The 19313-nt window shown below is 35.8% G+C and carries 13 protein-coding genes and 1 pseudogene; 12 read left to right on the plus strand and 2 right to left on the minus strand.

What is annotated here, in order from left to right:
* Positions 1-10 precede the first annotated feature (10 nt).
* The 10 genes and pseudogenes from IGI43_RS15210 to IGI43_RS15255 form a co-directional block, all read left to right on the plus strand.
* Positions 11-298, plus strand: a pseudogene (locus tag IGI43_RS15210) (family 1 glycosylhydrolase); the annotation flags it as partial.
* A gap of 509 nt (positions 299-807) precedes the next feature.
* A complete protein-coding gene (gene pcrA, locus IGI43_RS15215; protein WP_438758625.1) occupies positions 808-3060 on the plus strand; it encodes a DNA helicase PcrA in 2253 nt (750 codons plus the stop codon).
* 178 nt (positions 3061-3238) lie between these two features.
* Positions 3239-5284 (plus strand): NAD-dependent DNA ligase LigA, encoded by a 2046-nt coding sequence (gene ligA, locus IGI43_RS15220; RefSeq protein ID WP_438758626.1) that lies wholly within the window; start codon positions 3239-3241, stop codon positions 5282-5284.
* 199 nt (positions 5285-5483) lie between these two features.
* Entirely contained in the window at positions 5484-5789 is a 306-nt protein-coding gene (gene gatC, locus IGI43_RS15225) for an Asp-tRNA(Asn)/Glu-tRNA(Gln) amidotransferase subunit GatC (RefSeq protein WP_438758627.1), read from the plus strand.
* The gene (gatA, locus tag IGI43_RS15230) at positions 5789-7258 is read left to right on the plus strand and encodes an Asp-tRNA(Asn)/Glu-tRNA(Gln) amidotransferase subunit GatA (RefSeq protein ID WP_438758628.1); all 1470 of its coding nucleotides are present in this window, start codon (positions 5789-5791) and stop codon (positions 7256-7258) included. Before gatC ends, gatA begins: the two co-directional genes overlap by 1 nt.
* The gene (gene gatB / locus IGI43_RS15235) at positions 7258-8688 is read left to right on the plus strand and encodes an Asp-tRNA(Asn)/Glu-tRNA(Gln) amidotransferase subunit GatB (RefSeq protein ID WP_438758629.1); all 1431 of its coding nucleotides are present in this window, start codon (positions 7258-7260) and stop codon (positions 8686-8688) included. The genes gatA and gatB overlap by 1 nt, the downstream gene beginning before the upstream one ends.
* A gap of 16 nt (positions 8689-8704) precedes the next feature.
* A complete protein-coding gene (locus tag IGI43_RS15240; protein WP_438758630.1) occupies positions 8705-9754 on the plus strand; it encodes a diacylglycerol kinase in 1050 nt (349 codons plus the stop codon).
* Positions 9755-10180: 426 nt separating this feature from the next.
* Positions 10181-10822, plus strand: a complete 642-nt coding sequence (locus IGI43_RS15245) for a deoxynucleoside kinase (RefSeq protein WP_438758631.1) — start codon at positions 10181-10183, stop codon at positions 10820-10822.
* Between the two features lie 108 nt (positions 10823-10930).
* Complete coding sequence (gene rlmD / locus IGI43_RS15250; protein WP_438758632.1) at positions 10931-12304, plus strand: 23S rRNA (uracil(1939)-C(5))-methyltransferase RlmD; 1374 nt, start codon at positions 10931-10933, stop codon at positions 12302-12304.
* Complete coding sequence (locus IGI43_RS15255; RefSeq protein ID WP_438758633.1) at positions 12305-12433, plus strand: hypothetical protein; 129 nt, start codon at positions 12305-12307, stop codon at positions 12431-12433.
* Between the two features lie 1918 nt (positions 12434-14351).
* Here IGI43_RS15255 and IGI43_RS15260 read toward each other — a convergent pair.
* A complete protein-coding gene (locus IGI43_RS15260) occupies positions 14352-14723 on the minus strand; it encodes an iron chaperone (RefSeq protein ID WP_438758634.1) in 372 nt (123 codons plus the stop codon).
* A gap of 111 nt (positions 14724-14834) precedes the next feature.
* Between IGI43_RS15260 and IGI43_RS15265 the strand changes: the two genes are divergently transcribed.
* Positions 14835-15380, plus strand: coding sequence for a DUF1697 domain-containing protein (locus tag IGI43_RS15265; RefSeq protein ID WP_438758635.1), 546 nt, complete (start codon positions 14835-14837; stop codon positions 15378-15380).
* A 257-nt stretch (positions 15381-15637) separates the two neighbouring features.
* A complete protein-coding gene (locus IGI43_RS15270) occupies positions 15638-16720 on the plus strand; it encodes a hydrolase (protein WP_438758636.1) in 1083 nt (360 codons plus the stop codon).
* Between the two features lie 68 nt (positions 16721-16788).
* Here the strand turns inward: IGI43_RS15270 and IGI43_RS15275 are convergent, their stop codons facing one another.
* A complete protein-coding gene (locus IGI43_RS15275; RefSeq protein ID WP_438758637.1) occupies positions 16789-19125 on the minus strand; it encodes a glycoside hydrolase in 2337 nt (778 codons plus the stop codon).
* Between the last annotated feature and the right edge of the window lie 188 nt (positions 19126-19313).

A 19313-nucleotide genomic window follows, 5' to 3' on the forward strand; every position in this document is an offset into this window, starting at 1 on the left:
ATGGTTGGTGATGAAAGAAACGTTTCTTTGGGGCTGAGCCGTTGCAGCGCATCAAATAGAAGGTGCTTGGGATCAAGATGGGAAGGGAATCAGTGTTTGTGATGTACTAATCGCTGGCTCTCATAGTAGGGCTATGGAAATTACCTCGTCAATTCAAGAGGATATCTATGATCCAAATCATTCTGGTATCAATCATTATCACGTGTATAAAGAAGATATTGCACTATTTGCTGAACTAGATTTTAAAACATTTCGGATGTCGATCGCGTGGTCGCGAATTTTTCCTAATGGAGATGAAAAAATCAATTATTGGCTAACATTTGCTGATAATAAATATTGTCTCATCCTTATTTTATAAAAGTTCAGCACAAACAAAATGGAATTGAGATAATTGAAATCCTACGAATATTATTATTTTAATGAGGCTCATTTATTCCTATTTTTGAGCAAAGAGATTACAAAAAGCATCTGTATCAAATGATACGGGTGCTTTTTGGGTTAATTGGAGGCTAGAACAAACGGCAGGAGCAAAAGTAACGCTTTCGGAAATAAGTTGTTCATAGACTAAATGATGATGGACTAAAAATGATATTAAGATACGCTAACTCTTTTTTGACAATAAAAGAATTTTACTTCTAAAATCTTGTTTGACGGATTTAAGCTGTGCATCATAATCTAAACATCCATTGTGATAAGTATCATTAAAATTTTTTGTATGTTATTACGCAAGGTTTGTTCTATCTGTTCAGCTTTTGTGTTTTTTTTGGTATAATGTATAAGATTGAAAAAAGAGAGAGGACGTTGATGATGGCACAAGAAAACGCCTTGATCCAAGGTATGAACCCGAGACAAAAAGAAGCCGTTCTACATACTGAAGGGCCTTTATTAGTTATGGCGGGTGCAGGTAGCGGAAAGACAAGAGTTTTAACTCACCGTATTGCCTACTTAATTGAAGAAAAAGATGTTAATCCATGGAATATTTTAGCAATCACATTTACCAATAAAGCCGCAAAAGAAATGAGAGAACGGGTTGGAAAGTTACTAGAAGTTGGCGGAAATGATGTTTGGGTTTCGACATTTCACTCGATGTGTGTGCGTATTTTGCGCCGTGATGTCGATCATATCGGTTATAATCGTAATTTCACGATTATTGATACTTCTGAACAGCGAACGTTGATGAAGCGAATTTTGAATGAACTAAACATCGATATAAAGAAATATGACCCTCGTTCGATTTTAGGTACGATCAGTAACGCTAAAAATGAACTGCAGTCTCCTGAAAAAGTAGCGGAATTACAAGGAACACCTTACGAAGAAATTGTCGCTAAATGCTATAAAATGTATCAAAAAGAATTAAGAAATAATCAGTGTATGGATTTCGATGATTTGATCATGAACACGATTCGTCTATTTAATGAACACCCTGATTCGTTGAGCTATTATCAAAATAAATTCCATTATATCCACGTAGATGAGTACCAAGATACTAACCATGCGCAGTACACATTAGTCAATATGCTGGCGGCACGTTTCAAAAATTTGTGTGTTGTGGGGGATGCTGACCAAAGTATTTATGGCTGGCGTGGAGCAGATATGCAGAATATCTTGGATTTTGAAAAAGATTATCCTGATGCCTCTGTGATTATGCTAGAACAAAATTACCGATCCACCAAAAAAATTCTTGATGCAGCAAATAACGTAATCAAAAACAATAGCAATCGTCGAGATAAACAATTATGGACAGAAAATACGGATGGAGAAAAAATTGTTTATTATCGTGGTGATAACGAGCGGGATGAAACGCAGTTTATTGTGGGGCAAATCCAAAAAGAAATACGCGAACAAGACCGTATCTATGGTGATTTCGCAGTTTTATATCGCACGAATGCTCAATCTCGAGTAATGGAAGAAATGCTGCTTAAATCGAATATTCCTTATACGATGGTTGGCGGACATAAATTCTATGATCGTAAAGAAATTAAAGATATTTTAGGCTATTTAAACATTATCTCCAATTCAATGGACTCACTTAGTTTTGAACGAGTAGTCAATGAACCAAAAAGAGGCATTGGTAAAAGTTCTGTCGAAAAATTAAGAAGTTTTTCTCAAATGCATGGCTGGTCATTACTCGAGGCTTCACAAAATGTGGATCTAGCAAATATTTCAGGTAAGGCTGGTAAAGAATTAGGGAGCTTTGGGATGATGATTCAAGATCTGACACAGATGATTCCATATTTAACGATCACTGAATTAGTGAAAGAAGTGTTGGATCGCAGTGGTTATCGTGAAGAATTAGTCAGACAAAATAATTTAGAATCGCAAGCGCGCTTAGAAAACTTAGATGAATTCTTAACCGTTACCCAAGAATTCGACAAACGTTACGAACGTCAGGATGAAGAAGAGGCAGATGCGCCAGATGAAAAATTAGCGGTGTTTTTAAATGATTTAGCACTTGTTTCAGACTTAGATAATTTAGAAGAAAGTACCTCTCAAGTAACGTTGATGACACTGCATGCAGCAAAAGGACTTGAATTTCCAGTTGTCTTTTTGATTGGGATGGAAGAAGGCGTCTTCCCACTATCTCGTGCCATGTTAGAAGAAAGTGAACTAGAAGAAGAGCGCCGTTTAGCCTATGTAGGCATTACGCGAGCAGAGGAAATTTTATTTATCACAAATGCCTTTTCTAGAACGTTATATGGAAGAACGCAATACAATCGTCCCAGTCGTTTCTTAGATGAAATCGATGAAGAATTGTTAGATTTACAAGGTTCGATCGCTTCACCAGCACCGACAAGAACCTTTGAACCAAAAGTATTCAAACCATCGTATGCACAGCCGACTAAACAGCCAGTAACGGATAAAGTTGCCAGTGGTGGAGAATCAATGGCCTGGCAAGCAGGAGATAAGGTCAGACATAAAGCGTGGGGAACAGGTACAGTCGTTCGAGTTGGCGGTACCGCTAAAGACTTGGAATTAGACGTAGCTTTTCCTGAAAAAGGCATCAAGCGCTTATTAGCAGCATTTGCTCCGATTGAAAAAATATCTAGCGACAAGGGCTAAATTTAGGGAAAATGATCTGGACGAACCTTTTGTTTTCGATATGTTTTCTAGCTTCGCGGGCCTGACTCTCGGAAAAAAGATAAAACATACCTGTGACAAAGAGCGTCACAAACATATTTTCCTATTTTTCTGCGAGCCTAAATGGGCCCGCTACGCTTTTAAATTAGGAGGAGTAATTATGGCGGAAAAGCCACTAACATTAACCGAAGCGACAGATAAAGCAAAAGAGCTACGGACGCAGTTAAATCAGTATTCTCATGAATATTATGTAGCGGATAAACCGACCGTAGAAGATTATGTGTATGATCGCTTGTACAAAGAATTATTAGACATAGAAACCGAATATCCAGATTTGATCACTTCTGATTCACCAACGCAACGAGTTGGCGGAAAGATTTTACAAGGCTTTGAAAAAGTTACGCATGAAGTGCAGATGTATAGTTTAAATGATGGTTTTAGTAAAGAAGACATTTACGATTTTGACGAACGCGTTCAAAAATTAGCGGGAAAATCTGTCAGCTATTGCTGTGAGCTGAAAATTGATGGATTAGCTATTTCATTAAAATATGAAAACGGCAAATTTGTTCAAGGAGCAACTCGTGGTGATGGAACAGTTGGTGAAAATATTACGGAAAATCTAAAAACAGTTAAATCGATTCCTTTAGAGTTGAAAAAACCAATTTCAGTTGAAGTCCGTGGCGAATGTTATATGCCAAAACTATCATTTGTGAACTTGAATAAAGAACGAGAAGAAGCTGGACAAGATGTCTTTGCGAATCCAAGAAATGCAGCAGCTGGCAGTTTACGTCAATTAGATACAAGTATGGTTGCCAAAAGAAATCTTAGCACTTTCTTATATACAGTTGCAGATTTTGGTCCAATGACCGCAAAAACGCAGTACGATGCACTGGATGAACTATCAGAAATCGGTCTTAGGACCAATCCTGAAAAAAAATTATGCCAAGATATCGATGAAGTCTGGGCTTATATAGAAGAATATCATGAAAAACGGTCAGAATTACCGTATGAAATCGATGGGATTGTAATCAAGACGAATGAATTTACGATTCAAGACGAGTTAGGTTTCACTGTCAAAGCACCTCGTTGGGCAATCGCTTATAAATTTCCACCAGAAGAGGCGCAAACAGTTGTAGATGAAATCGAATGGACGATCGGGCGTACAGGGGTTGTCACACCCACGGCTGTAATGCAACCAGTTCGTGTGGCAGGTACGACTGTTAGCCGTGCAAGTTTGCATAATGCTGATTTCATTGAGATGAAAGATATCCGTTTAAATGACACTGTGATCATTTATAAAGCAGGAGATATTATTCCAGAAGTGGCGCAAGTTTTGACCGAAAAAAGAGATGAGCATAGCCAACCCTATGAAATTCCAACTCATTGTCCAGTTTGTGACAGTGAATTAGTTCATCTGGATGAAGAAGTGGCTTTACGTTGTATTAATCCAAAGTGCCCAGCTCAAATCAAAGAGGGATTGAATCATTTTGTATCTAGAAATGCGATGAATATTGATGGATTAGGTCCTCGGGTATTAGAACAAATGTATGACAAAGAGTTAGTCGCAGATGTGGCAGATCTTTACTTTTTAACGCAAGAGCAGCTGATGACTCTTGAAAAAATCAAAGAAAAATCAGCAAATAATATCTATCAGGCAATTGCCGCAAGTCGTGATAATTCCGTTGAGCGCTTAATTTTTGGATTAGGCATTCGTCATGTGGGAGCTAAAGCAGCTAAAGTTTTAGCAGAACATTTTGGTGATTTACGTGTGATTAGCTTAGCGACCAAAGAGGAGGTCGTTGCACTTGATTCGATAGGTGAGATCATCGCAGATAGCTTAGTCACGTATTTTGAAAATGAAGAAGTGCACGAACTAATGGATGAGCTGACAAAAGCTGGAGTTAATTTTGAGTATAAAGGAATTCGTACCTCTCAATTAGAAGCTGTAGAATCACCATTTAAAGATAAAACAGTAGTCTTAACGGGGAAACTTACACATTACAATAGAGAAGAAGCAAAAGAAAAAATCGAAAATCTAGGCGGAAAAGTAACTGGCAGTGTTTCGAAGAAAACAGATATCGTTGTTGCAGGTGAAGATGCCGGTAGTAAATTGACGAAAGCACAGGATCTCGGCATCGAGGTCTGGGATGAGCAGCAAATGGTTACCGCATTAGATAATAGCTATACAAAAGAAGTAGACGAATAGCTTAAAAATGAAACAAATCGAATTTTCGTTGCTATTTTTTACATTTTCAGACTATTTTCTTCCATCTCTTTCAAAAATTCTTAGAATTTTATGATAGAATAAGAAAAAAGCTGTTTTTAAACGCGAAATATCGCATAACAGTATAAAAATGAACTAGTGAACTCTTGATAGAGTTTTTCTAAAGGAAAGAAGGGTATCCATGGCAATCAGTGAAGAACAAGCAAAACATGTAGCCAAATTGTCTAAATTGTCTTTTTCAAATGAGGAATTAAAAGACTTTACAGATCAATTAGGAAAAATCATCGACATGGTGGAATTATTAGAAGAAGTCGATACGGAGGGTGTTCCATTTACCTCTAATGTTGCGCAAGCAATCAATGTAATGAGAGAAGATGTCGTAACACCAGGTATGGATCGCAATGAACTAATGAAAAATGTGCCTGAATCAGAGAATGGCTACATCAAAGTGCCAGCGATTATCGATAACGGGGAGGCTGGTGCATAATGGAAAAATTATACGATAAGTCACTAACAGAACTGCATGATTTACTTGTCTCAAAAGAAATTACAGCAACTGATTTAACACAGGCAACATTGAACCGCATCAATGAAACTGAAAAAGATGTGGATTCATTTATTACGATCAGTGATGAAAAAGCGTTAGAATTAGCCAAAGCAATCGATCTTAAAGGGATTACTGAATCAAATCCTTTAGCGGGTATTCCAATCGGAATCAAAGACAATATCGTAACCAAAGATATTTTAACAACAGCAGCATCAAAAATGCTCCACAACTTCAATCCAATTTATGATGCAACCGTTATGGATAAAGTCTATCAAGCGGATATGATCCCTGTAGGAAAATTAAACATGGATGAATTTGCGATGGGGGCAAGTACCGAGACGTCGCACTTCAAGAAAACAAAAAATGCGTGGGACCATACGAAAGTTCCTGGTGGTTCTTCTGGTGGTTCAGCATCAGCCGTTGCAGCTGGTCAGATTCCAGTTTCTTTAGGAAGTGATACTGGCGGAAGTATTCGTCAGCCTGCTTCATTTAACGGAATTGTCGGATTGAAACCAACTTATGGACGTGTGTCTCGTTTTGGTTTAATTGCGTTCTCTTCTAGTTTGGATCAAATTGGTCCATTGACAAGAAATGTTAAAGATAATGCGTTAGCACTGAATGCAATCAGTGGTTTTGATGAAAAAGATGGCACTTCTGCAGGTGCATCTGTACCTGATTTTACTGCGGGATTAACAGGAGATATCAAAGGCATGAAAGTGGCGTTACCAAAAGAGTATCTTGGTGAAGGTGTTGATGCTGGTGTTCGTGAAGCGATTCTTAAAGCAGCAGAAACATTTAAAGCGTTAGGCGCAATAGTAGAAGAAGTGAGTTTACCACATTCTAAATATGGTGTGGCTGTGTATTATATCATCGCGTCATCTGAAGCAAGCTCTAACTTACAACGTTTTGATGGTATTCGTTATGGTTACCGCTCTGAAAATGTGAAAAATCTTGAAGATGTATATGTAAATTCACGTTCTGAAGGATTTGGTGTCGAAGTAAAACGTCGTATTATGCTAGGAACGTTCTCTTTGAGCGCCGGTTATTATGATGCTTATTTCAAAAAAGCGGGACAAGTAAGAACCTTGATCAAACAAGATTTCGATACTGTTTTTGAAAAATATGATATTATCATTGGCCCTGCTTCACCAACTGTTGCATTTGGTTTAGGTGAAAATATCAATGACCCAATTACAATGTATATGAACGATTTATTAACGATTCCAGTCAATTTGGCGGGATTACCTGGTATGTCAGTACCAGCAGGATTTTCAGAAGGCTTGCCAGTCGGCTTGCAAATTATCGGTAAACCTTTCGATGAGAGTACGATGTACAAAGCAGCCTATGCATTTGAACAAGCAACGGATTTCCATACGAAAAAACCTGTGATCTTAGGGGGGAATGGCTAATGAATTTTGAAACTGTCATCGGACTTGAGGTCCACGTAGAATTAAAGACAAATTCTAAAATCTTTTCACCTGCACCAGCACACTTTGGCGCAGAACCAAATAGCAATACAAATGTAATCGATTGGGGTTACCCAGGCGTATTGCCCGTAATGAATAAACAAGCACTTGAATTTGGTATGAAAGCGGCTCTTGCATTAAATTGTGAAATTTCTAAAGATACACATTTTGACCGTAAAAACTATTTCTATCCAGATAATCCCAAAGCTTATCAAATTTCTCAATTCGATCAACCAATTGGTCATGATGGCTGGATCGATATCGAAGTTGAAGGTAAAACAAAACGTATTCGTATTGAACGAGTGCATTTAGAAGAAGATGCTGGGAAAAATATTCATGGTGATGGCGGCTATTCGTATGTTGACTTAAACCGTCAAGGTACGCCTCTGATCGAGATCGTTTCAGAAGCAGATATGCGTTCGCCAGAAGAAGCGTATGCTTATTTAGAAGCAATCCGTTCAATCATCCTATTTACAGGCGTTTCAGATGTAAAAATGGAAGAAGGGTCAATGCGTTGTGACGCTAATATTTCTTTACGTCCATATGGTCAAGAAGAGTTTGGAACAAAAGCAGAACTTAAAAACCTGAACTCAATGAGTTTTGTTAAAAAAGGCCTTGCTTTTGAAGAAAAGCGTCAAGCAAAAGTTTTATTATCTGGTGGAGAGATCCAACAAGAAACACGTCGATTCGATGAAACAACGAATAAAACATTATTGATGCGTGTTAAAGAAGGATCAAGTGACTACCGTTACTTCCCTGAACCAGATGTTCCTCGTTTTGCGATCGATGATGAGTGGATCGAGCGTGTACGCCATAGCTTGCCAGAAATGCCAGCCTCTCGTCGTGCTCGCTACATCAAAGAACTAGGCTTGCCGGAATATGATGCCATGGTTCTGACTTTGACAAAAGAAATGTCTGATTTCTTTGAAGCTGCTTTAAATGAAGGAGCAGATGCAAAACAAGTTTCTAACTGGTTGATGGGTGAAGTTTCAGCATATTTGAATAGTGAAAAAATTGAATTACCAGATACAAAATTAACGCCAGCAAACTTAGCGGGTATGATCACATTGATCGAAGATGGCACAATCAGTTCTAAAATCGCTAAAAAAGTCTTTAAAGAATTGATCGAAAATGGTGGAGATGCCAAAGAAGTTGTTGAAGCAAAAGGCTTAGTTCAATTATCTGATCCATCACAATTACTACCGATCATCAATGAAGTGTTAGATAACAACCAACAATCTGTAGATGATTTCAAAAATGGAAAAGACCGCGCTGTTGGCTTTTTAGTCGGCCAAATCATGAAAGCAACGAAAGGCCAAGCGAACCCAGGAATAGTAAATAAACTGTTACAAGAAGAATTGGCAAAACGCTAGAAAGTAGCAGATGATTATGAAAAAAGCAAGAGTGATTTATAATCCAACTTCAGGTAAAGAGCTAGTTAAAAAAAATCTAGCTGATATTCTTTCAATAGTGGAAGAATGCGGATATGAAACCAGTGCTTTTGCTACAACTCCAGATAAAAATTCCGCTAAGAACGAAGCACGCCGAGTTGCAGAATTAGGTTTTGACCTAATTGTTGCAGCTGGTGGCGACGGAACAATAAATGAGGTTGTAAATGGCATTGCTCCTTTAGAAAAAAGACCGTCTATGGCGATCATACCTGCAGGAACAACCAATGATTATGCGAGAGCATTAAAAATTCCTAGAGACAATATTGTTAAAGCAGCAGAAGTCATCAAAAAAAATCAAACTGTGAAAATGGACATCGGTAAAGCAAAAGATAGCTATTTTATTAATATTGCAGCTGGCGGTCATTTAACTGAACTAACTTACGAAGTTCCTTCAGAACTTAAAAGTATTTTTGGTTACCTTGCTTATCTAGCAAAAGGGGCAGAAATGTTGCCTCGGGTCAAGCCAGTCAAAATGCGGATGGAATATGATGAGGGTGTTTATGAAGGCAATGCTTCAATGTTTTTCTTAGGACTGACCAATTCGGTCGGTGGTTTTGAAAAGATTGCGCCGGATGCAAAACTTGATGATGGGAAGTTTTCATTGATTATTGTGAAAACAGCTAACGTTTTTGAGATTTTACATTTAGCTGCATTAATGCTCAACGGTGGTAAGCATATCGAAGATCATCGTTTGGTCTATACAAAAACTAGCTATTTACACGCTGAAACGCTTGAACCAAATAGTCGTATGATGATCAATCTGGACGGTGAGTATGGTGGAGATGCGCCCATGGAATTTACTAATTTGCATCAACACATTGAAATGTTTGCCAATGCAGATGCGATTCCATCTAATGCAATCATGGGTTCTGTCTTAGAGGATTACGATGAAGATGAAGATGAGTATCAAAAAACAAGTGAAGAGTTTGTAAAAGAAGTCGAACGTTTAACTGAAGAGGATATTGATAACAACGGAAAAATTGGTTGATTTATCAAAAATAAAATAGAAGTAAGTATCTAGGATAAAACAAATACTTGTTTATCTTAGGTACTTTTTTAATGGTTGAATAAAATAGAATGGAATATGGTATGAGAAATATCTCATAATCGATGGTTAAGAAAGTGTAATATTGACTTGTGACTGAATCAAGAGTAAATTAAATAAGTCATCAACGCTGCAAAAAATAATAGGATTTAGTGGATAAAAGGCTTGTATGATGTGGCTCAAATAGAAGTGCAAATGAGTTTAAAGATTGAGAAAGAGATATAGAAATCTTTTTTTCAATAGTATTATCGTATAAAGAGGTAATTCAAGCGTTTGGAGAGTGGCTTTATTGTTGTGTATTACATGAATACAAGCCATTCAATCATCGATTAAAAATAAAATAATAATGATTAATAGGTAGGGAGTTCGATGTCAGTGATCGTTTTAGCAGGTACAATTGGTGCAGGTAAATCAAGTTTAACCGAAATTATTTCAGAACATTTAGAATCAGATGCTTTTTATGAGTCCGTTGATGATAACGAAGTGTTGCCTTTATTTTATGCAGATCCTAAAAAATATGCATTTTTATTACAAATTTATTTTTTAAACAAGCGATTTGCTAGTATTAAACAAGCACTTTCTCATGAAAATAATGTGTTGGATCGTTCGATATATGAAGATTCTTTATTGTTTCATCTAAATGCTGACTTGGGGAGAGCGAATGAGACAGAAGTAAAAGTATACGATTCTTTATTAGAAAATATGTTACAAGAACTACCCTATGCAGCCAATAAAAAACGTCCAGATTTACTTGTTCACATAAAAATATCTTTTCCTAAAATGCTGGAACGTATTCAAAGACGAGGACGCCCTTATGAGCAAGTAGAACGAGATTCTTCATTATATGACTATTATAAAGAATTGAATAGCCGCTATGAAAAATGGTTTGAAGAATACAATGAGAGCCCTAAAATCCAAATTGATGGTGACAGGTACGATTTTATCGAAAGTGAAGAAGCAAAAAAACAAGTGATCCAGCTTATCGAAAATAAACTAGCTGAAATCAACTAAGTAGAAAGATTAATTTTTGCTTCTTTTAGTTGTAGAAACAAACTCTCTATTGCTTTTCTAGCAGTTTTTCATTAGAATGAGTGAAGCGCATAAAAGAAGGAGCGACTTATGAATAATTTTCCAGTAAACAAAAATGAAACAATCGAAGTTGATATTATTGATCTGACACATGAAGGAATGGGTGTTGCCAAAGTTGACGGTTACCCGCTTTTTATAGAAAATGCCTTACCAGGTGAAAAAATCGAAATTAAAGTCTTAAAAGTCGGCAAAAGTTTCGGCTATGGGAAAGTTTTGACCATCTTAAAATCAAGTGAAGACCGTGTACCAGTCAAAGATGCAAACTTTACTAAAGTTGGAATAAGTCCATTACAGCATTTAGCTTATGGTGCTCAATTGACTTTTAAAACAGACCAAGTAAAAAATGTGATGCAGCGCGTAGCAAAATTGCCAGAAGTTCCCGTATTAGACACACTAGGTATGAACAATCCATGGGGTTACCGCAATAAAGCGCAAATTCCAGTAAGAAAAATCGATGATAAGCTGCAAACGGGTTTCTTTAGAAAAAATAGTCATGATTTAATTCCATTAGAACATTTCTATATTCAAGATCCTAAAATCGATGAAGCAGTTATCAAAATTCGTGATATTATGAGACGTTACAGCATCAAGCCGTACAACGAATCAGATAACACCGGTAATTTACGCCATATCGTTGTTCGCCGTGGCTACCACACAGGGGAAATGATGGTTGTTTTAATTACCAGAACACCAAAATTATTCCCAACAAGCAAAATCATTCCTGATATTTTAGAAGCGTTGCCTGAAGTTGTCAGCATCGTTCAAAATGTCAATGCTAAAAAGACAAACGTGATTTTTGGAGATGAAACGATTCTTTTACACGGAGAAGATAAAATGATCGATACGATATTTGATTTGAAATTTGAGATTTCCTCTCGTTCATTCTACCAAGTAAATCCGCAACAAACAGAAGTAATGTATAATAAAGTCAAAGAATACGCAGCATTGACTGGTGAAGAAATCGTAGTGGATGCTTATTGTGGGATCGGTACGATCGGTTTAACATTAGCGCAAGATGCAAAGCATGTTTATGGTGTGGAAGTCATTGAAGAAGCAGCAAAAAATGCTGAAAGCAATGCAAAACTGAACAATATCACGAATGCAACTTTTACAGCAGGCTTAGCTGAAGAAGCATTACCAAGAATGATCGAAAATGACATCAAGCCTGATGTTGTGATTGTTGACCCACCACGTAAGGGCCTAGAAGCGAGTTTAGTAGAAACCTTGATCGAAACCAAACCTGAACGTATTGTTTATGTGAGTTGTAATCCAGCAACATTGGCACGAGATCTTGCCCTACTAGTCGAAGGTGGCTTTGAAGTAAAAGAAGTTCAACCAGTGGATAACTTCCCACAAACAACGCATATCGAGTCAGTGACTCTCATAACAAGGGCGGTGCAATAAATGGATACAAAGAAAAAAATGCTTGAATTGATTAAGAAAAAACAAGGTGGAGGCAGATCTGAAAAAATGGAAAAGCCTAAAAATGATCGTAAAAATATGCGAAAAGGTCCGAAGATCTATAATAAATAGAGTGTTTGAAGATACAGTAAATCAAGCAATTAGACATTGGGCGTATTTGATAATAAAGCTAAAAATGAAAATAGTATCGTTGAGGCAGCAGGAATCTTTTCTAAGAGACTGCTGTTTTTTTTGTGACGAAAAAAAGGAGATTAAAAAAAATCCAACACGATGATGATCCTATGTAATATAAAAGGACAGTGGCTTTAAAATAAAAATGAATTTAAAAAGAATTAAAATGCAAAAAAAGATGATGCGGATGCGTTGAGTGGATGACCATTTAATTCGCATCAATTAGGATAAAAACACCAAATTGAAATTTTATTTCACTTTGTACATTATTTTCTAATAATCCAATTCAAACATTCACTAAAATCAGGAGAGAAAAGGTTCGTGATGTGATAGCAAAATTTCTAGTTTTTTTACCAGAGCCATCAATGAATAAGAAGTTACGTATACATAAGGTTGTATACGTTTTTTGAATTTTTTTCAACATAGTCAAGGAACTTTATCTATATTGATAAAAAAATAAATTATAGCCTATATGACGATTTGAACAAATATATGAAAAAAATCAAGCTATTCATAGTATTGTCCTATAGTTTATAGTTAGTCTTTACTTAAATCTAATTCAATTTAATAAAGGAATACTTTAAAAAACAAGTAGCTGCTTACCTTTTGTTTATTGAAATGGTTGGATACGACTCTATTATAAAAAGGAATAGCTGGTAAGCAGCTGCTTGAAAATAGTAGATTCTGCAACTCTACTATTTTTTTACTTGCAAGTTAGAACTTACCTTCCGCTAGGAAAATTCTAACTATTACTAGTGTACAAGAAATCATTCGCTACTTTTCGTTATTCAGTCTGGTAAATCTAAGGAAAATTATTTGTTTGTCTGTTTATTTATATTTTGCACATTGACTCGGCAACCTTTTTTTGACTGAATAGAAAAGCATGATGAGCGATTGATCTCAGTAACACTAGCTCGTAAACACTAAGAGTTTACTTTGGAAAGTTATCAAGAAAAAAGGAGAACTTAGTGTTTACTATTTATAAAAAGAGCGAAAAAAACGGCATTGGTCACCAACCAATACCGCGCAAGAGTTCAATAAATAATCATTAACCGATTAATTTACTAAAATTTGTAAAAAGTACTAGTATTTCTTACAAAAATTAGGTAAAATGAATAGGTCAATGTAACATTGACTCAGGCAACTTGTATTGTCAGTTCTGGCTGACGATACAGGGCTCTGTCAGAGGATTTGCAGTCTTCTTACAGAGTGCCTGTTTATTTTGTTTTTCGCTCTAATTATCTTATCATTATACAAAACACAAAAAAATGGTATTAGTCAGCTACTAATACCATGAAGCATTCAATAAATAAACATCGACAAATTCCTTGATTAAGTAAAAAAGACTAGCAATCTTTTCTTACTTTTAGTACAATAGGAATAGTCAATAGATATTGACGGAGGCAACTTGTATTATTAGTTCTGGCTTATAATACAGGGCTCTGCGGGATGATTTGCGGTCTTCCTGCAGGGCGCCTTTTTTTATTTGGTTTTGTAATATTATCTTAACTTAAAGATAGGACTCTAGTCAATAAGTTTTTAAAAATAGTAAAAATTAAACGAAATGAGTAAAAAATGAGTGTAGAACTATAAGCATAAGTGGGTTTTTGTCTAAAGAAATTCTTAATCTTTTGTTCGATGTTTAAAAAGTTTGATAGGAAGAATAATTAAAAAGGTGGACCATTCAATATACAAAAAAATCCCACCTTCATTTAAGTGGGATCAATTTCTATTTTATCTTTGGGGAAGATAATTAAGGGTTCTCTATGTCTAAATAATAATTGATTTAGAGTGATTTTACCACTTCAATAATTTCCGATTGATAAAACATTTTTGAATATAACAAGTCGTATAGAGCTTATTCTCTCCAAAATTTTGTGTAATTAATTTTCTCTTGAATGTTGTAATCAATTATTTTTTTCAATAATGAATAGTCGATTGGCTGGTCCCAAGTTATTTTGAAAAGGTTATCTGTATGTTGATAGCCAGATTTCTCGATGTCATCCTTGAAAGCTAAAATGGTGACTGTTTCTGGTGCGATTGAAATATGTTTTTTAGAAGTGCTGTATGCGATAATAAAGGTACCGTGGTCAGTAAACATAGGTTGATTCCATTTGATAACAACACTGAATTGTGGATAGGTTTTTATAGTCCAGTCAACTAATTCTTCTACACGTTGGCGGTGTTCTAGTTCACTGATGTTTAATAAAAAATCATTTATATCTTTCATTGCGATAGCCTCTTTTCTTTCTAGTTATCGTTTTCTTTATTATAATATAAGAGCAATATAGAAGACAATATTAGCATTTAATCAGGAATTATTTGGCTGGAGGAATCTAAAATGATAACGTATATAGCTTTATTACGTGGCGTCAATGTAGGGGGAAAAAACCGTGTGGTCATGGCAACGTTGAAAGAGTGTTTTGAACAACATGGATTTATAAATGTCGTTACCTATCTAAACAATGGAAATGTTATTTTTGATAGTGAAGAAACGGAAATTTTACAACTGAAAAAAGACTGTGAAGCGTTAATTGAATTAAAGTTTGGGTTTGAAATAGCTGTTACAATTATATCAGGAACTGATCTGTTAGAAGTGCTAGAGCAGACGCCCAAATGGTGGAATACAGATAAAGAATCAAAACACAATGTTATTTTTATTATCCCGCCGACGACAAGAGAAGAAGTGAGTGCATCCGTGGGGGAAGCCAAAGAAGAATATGAGAAAGTTGCTTATCATGAACGAGTTATTTTTTGGTCAGCACCAATTAAAACATTTTCCAAAAGCCGTTGGTCAAAAATTGTTGGAACTAAGATATACAGTCGAGTTACGATCAGAGATGCCAATACTGTGAACAAGCTAGCAGAGCTTATAAAAAAAAGATAACTGAAACATTTAAAAGTATGTTGCCAAAAGAGAATGTAGTCGCCTCTGAACGGACCTTTATACTGTATTGAATCTTATTGATTTTATGATTATAATGAATAGTATGTTAAAAAAATGACACTGTGTTGGGTGAAAAATTAGTATGATCATTTATAAAAAATAATCTATTTATGATCAAAAAAGCTGGTTTACTATATACTATCAAACCTAGAAATATTTTTTCACCTGCTTTATTACTTTAGAAAGTTGAGAAAATAATGAATTTAAGAAAAAGTATCAAAATCTGTTTAGGTATTCTTGTCACATTTCTTGTAGTAATTCTAGCTTATGTTGGCTATGTCTATTTTAGTTATTCAAGAATTGCTGATAATATACCAATCCAAGCGGTTCAAAAAGCTAAAACAAAACAAACAACTACAAATACAGAATACAAAATCACAACCTTTAACATTGGCTACGGTTCTTATACGCCTGAATATACATTCTTCATGGACGGTGGCAAACAGTCAAAAGCGGTGAGTAAAGAGAGTGTTATTAAAAATATCTCTGGTGTGATTGATACGACTAAAAAAATCGATCCAGATTTCGCTTTATTTCAAGAAGTCGATGAAAAAGCGACTCGTAGTCACAGCGTGGATGAAGTAGCACAAATCAATCAGCAGTTTAATAGCTATTCTAGTGTATTTGCCACAAATTATGATTCAGCATTTTTAATGTATCCAGTTCTTGACCCAATCGGAAAATCAAAATCAGGTATCCTGACTTTGAGCAGTAAAGAAATTGAAACAAGTACGCGCTATAGCTTACCAATCGAAACCAATTTCAATAAATTTTTTGATTTAGATCGTGCATTTACTGTATCGAAAATCCCAGTTGAAAATGGCAAATTTCTTATGCTCTATAATGTTCATTTATCAGCCTACATCAAAGACCAAAAAATCCAAAAAGAACAAGTGCATAAATTATTCGATCATATGGAAAATGAATATAAAAAAGGCAATTATGTTGTTGGTGGTGGCGATTTTAATCATGATCTACTAGATTCTTCGTCTGAGACATTTAAAAATGATCCAACAGAAGAATACACTTGGTTACAGCCCTTTCCTAAAAAAGAGTTGCCGAAAAATTTACACGTCGCTACGATAAGCCAAACCAATGTCCCTGTACCATCCGTTCGTAATTTAGATAAACCTTACAAAAAAGGAGAGTCGTTTGTTGCACTAATCGATGGATTCATTATTTCGGATAATGTAGAAAACGTCAGTGGAGAAGTGATAGATGCTGAATTTGAACATTCGGATCATAATCCGGTTGAGATGACCTTTAAGTTGAAAAATTAAGAGGCTAGGACATAACGCAACGAGTTATGTCCTAGCCTAAAAAATTTGAATAAATACTTCTGTCCTATTTACCCGTTCGTTTTTACAACAGTTTCTTTGCCATCATCAATGATCAAAGCAGTATGACTGGCAACTTTAACACCCTCTGCATCGTAATCAGTATCAGAGAAATTAGCAATCACAGATAATGTATCACCAAATTCTGTTTTTTGAACTAATCGATTCTCAGTTAAGATTTTAAAATCTGTCATTTCATGTTTTAAAGCCGTTTTTTGGAACGGACTCCAGATTTGCGCATTGTCAGAGATATCTTGTTTGTGTTCATCCCAAGCGGATTTGTCGATGTGCATCATTGGCGGTGTATTATATAAATATTCTTTGATACGACGCTCGCCGACTTGATCTTTGATTTTATAGCTGTCCCATTCCCATTGGTGAGAAGTAATCACAGAACGATTGTAAACAAGTTTATAAAGGGGCAGAGAATAAACAGGATCAGTGTAGATTGCTTTGTATTCTTCCTTGATTGGTACGACTTTTTTGTATTTTGTTGGAATGCCACCATCTAATGCTGCGTAACTTCCTACATAATAATCACTTTCTTTATTTTCACGCATATCTGGATCTGACCACATGATGACGGGAGTTTCAATACCGTGAGCAAAAACCATATCTTTGGAAGCAAAGTCATTTCCGCCTTCAGAACCAACCACTAAACCATTTTGATTAAAATAATCTATTCTTTTTAATCGTCCAGCAACATCTTCACTTTGGGTAGTCAAATGGTCAGGGGTATAGTCATTATAAATTTCACCGGCAGCATCTGTATCTAAGAACCAAGAATTGAATGGAATTTTATTTTGCACGATTCCATTAAAACGTTCTTTTACATCAGGGAAAATGAGTGTCGGATTAAGCTTACGACCTTTGCCTAAGAAACCGGCAACTTTTTCACCATTTTTCTTCGAGACTGTTGCTTCTTCGTAGAGATTTTTATTAGGGAAAGAGGCAGTGTTCCAATCAATGCTGGCATTTTCCTGAATGGATTGATAAGAATCATAAGGGCCAATTAGATAGCCTTCATCAACCGCTGTTTTGACCATCGCAGGATTCATCAAGCCATTTGCCCAGTTGGGTAGACCGATCCAAGCATTATCGATACCAGAGGCTTTCATATCTTTGAAAACATCAGATGATGTTGCTTGTCCCCATTGTTCAATTGGCGGTGTCAAATCATCAATAACGCTAGCTAATAGATGTTTATTTAATGTATAACGCTCTTGTTCACTTAATGTATCGAGGCCTTTGTCGATTAGTTTTTGAGCCTCTTCATCCGGATTTTTGAAAATATCTTTGTTATAAAACTGTGGATAAAGTAAGACATAATTGATCGATGTTAAGAAGGTATTTTTCTCATATTTATAGCCTTCGTTGTTTTTAAATGCATCCAAAGCTTTTAGATATTCCTCAGAACCATCTTCACCATACTGAGTCAATAATTCACTAATCCATTGAAAAATTGGTTCGTCTATTATTTGAGGTAGTTTCGCCCAGTTGATATCTTCCGTTGTTAAAATACGACTGTTCCAATAGTAAACTTGGATTGCGCCGCGCATTTTTTTGATTTCAGGATTTTCTTTTTCTTTTTCATCAAGCGTTTTGAATTCACCTAAATTGATTCGGTCCATTTGATACGTTTTTGCGATTGCGACTGGATCATTGTCGGTAACATAAAGTCGATAATTCAGCGTTTTATTTTTGTCAAAGCCGATAAAATTATGGCTAGCTTCCAACGTAAGATGAGGTTCAGTTTTGGTTAAAAGTTCGCTATTAAAGGTATTATCCATTACAAATGTTGTGGCAAAGGTGTCTTGATTGGTTGTAAAAAAACTCATCGAGAAAGCTTCGCTCATGGATAATTCTTCATTTTGCTTAAAGTAAGCAAGCCATTCTTTTTGATCATTAGGAATTGTTTTTCCTTCTGCAATCGGTAATACATAATTTTTAGCATCTAATTTAGGCCAGTTAAACGTTGTATCTTCATCAGATAAACTTGTGATTGATACAGCTAGATGATTGTTCTCTTTTTTTAGATTGACTTTGAGTTGTTCATTAGGATAAGTCCAGCTGATCTCATCCGTACTCTTTTTTAAATCAGTCACTTCTTTTATTTCTTGCGGTTTTGATACTTCTGCTTTTTCACCATTTTCGGTAATTGAAACCGTAAAAGTTGCAGGATCAACATCAAATGAGAAATCTGTTTTAGCATAGGTCTTATTTTTCTCGAGTTCTTTGTTGACGATCAGCTCTTCTTGCTTGCTAGACGCATTTGTTTTATTAAAGCTACAAGCTGATAAAGAAAGTGTGATTGCGGCTAGACTTAGATAGATAGTAAATTTTTTCATGATGACCTCCTAAATTTAAAAGCTGAGCGGGCTCGTTCTGATCCGAAAGAAAAATAGGGAAATATGACTGAGGTGCATTTTATCTCAGTCAAATTTCATCTTTTTTCCTAGGGGCAAGCCCGTGAAGCTAGATAGCATAAAAGCTGAGCGGGCTCGTTCTGATCCGAAAGAAAAATAGGGAAATATGA

This window comes from Enterococcus sp. AZ126, from assembly GCF_051714545.1.
In the GTDB taxonomy this organism is placed as follows: domain Bacteria; phylum Bacillota; class Bacilli; order Lactobacillales; family Enterococcaceae; genus Enterococcus_L.

Excerpts from the sequence above, each read along its gene's own strand:
- IGI43_RS15255 (WP_438758633.1), top strand. The coding sequence starts at position 12,305 with ATGGATACAAAGAAAAAAATGCTTGAATTGATTAAGAAAAAACAAGGT.
- IGI43_RS15245 (WP_438758631.1), top strand. The coding sequence starts at position 10,181 with ATGTCAGTGATCGTTTTAGCAGGTACAATTGGTGCAGGTAAATCAAGT.
- IGI43_RS15270 (WP_438758636.1), top strand. The coding sequence starts at position 15,638 with ATGAATTTAAGAAAAAGTATCAAAATCTGTTTAGGTATTCTTGTCACA.
- gatB (WP_438758629.1), top strand. The coding sequence starts at position 7,258 with ATGAATTTTGAAACTGTCATCGGACTTGAGGTCCACGTAGAATTAAAG.
- IGI43_RS15265 (WP_438758635.1), top strand. The coding sequence starts at position 14,835 with ATGATAACGTATATAGCTTTATTACGTGGCGTCAATGTAGGGGGAAAA.
- gatC (WP_438758627.1), top strand. The coding sequence starts at position 5,484 with ATGGCAATCAGTGAAGAACAAGCAAAACATGTAGCCAAATTGTCTAAA.
- pcrA (WP_438758625.1), top strand. The coding sequence starts at position 808 with ATGGCACAAGAAAACGCCTTGATCCAAGGTATGAACCCGAGACAAAAA.
- ligA (WP_438758626.1), top strand. The coding sequence starts at position 3,239 with ATGGCGGAAAAGCCACTAACATTAACCGAAGCGACAGATAAAGCAAAA.
- IGI43_RS15260 (WP_438758634.1), bottom strand. The coding sequence starts at position 14,723 with ATGAAAGATATAAATGATTTTTTATTAAACATCAGTGAACTAGAACAC.
- gatA (WP_438758628.1), top strand. The coding sequence starts at position 5,789 with ATGGAAAAATTATACGATAAGTCACTAACAGAACTGCATGATTTACTT.
- IGI43_RS15275 (WP_438758637.1), bottom strand. The coding sequence starts at position 19,125 with ATGAAAAAATTTACTATCTATCTAAGTCTAGCCGCAATCACACTTTCT.
- rlmD (WP_438758632.1), top strand. The coding sequence starts at position 10,931 with ATGAATAATTTTCCAGTAAACAAAAATGAAACAATCGAAGTTGATATT.
- IGI43_RS15240 (WP_438758630.1), top strand. The coding sequence starts at position 8,705 with ATGAAAAAAGCAAGAGTGATTTATAATCCAACTTCAGGTAAAGAGCTA.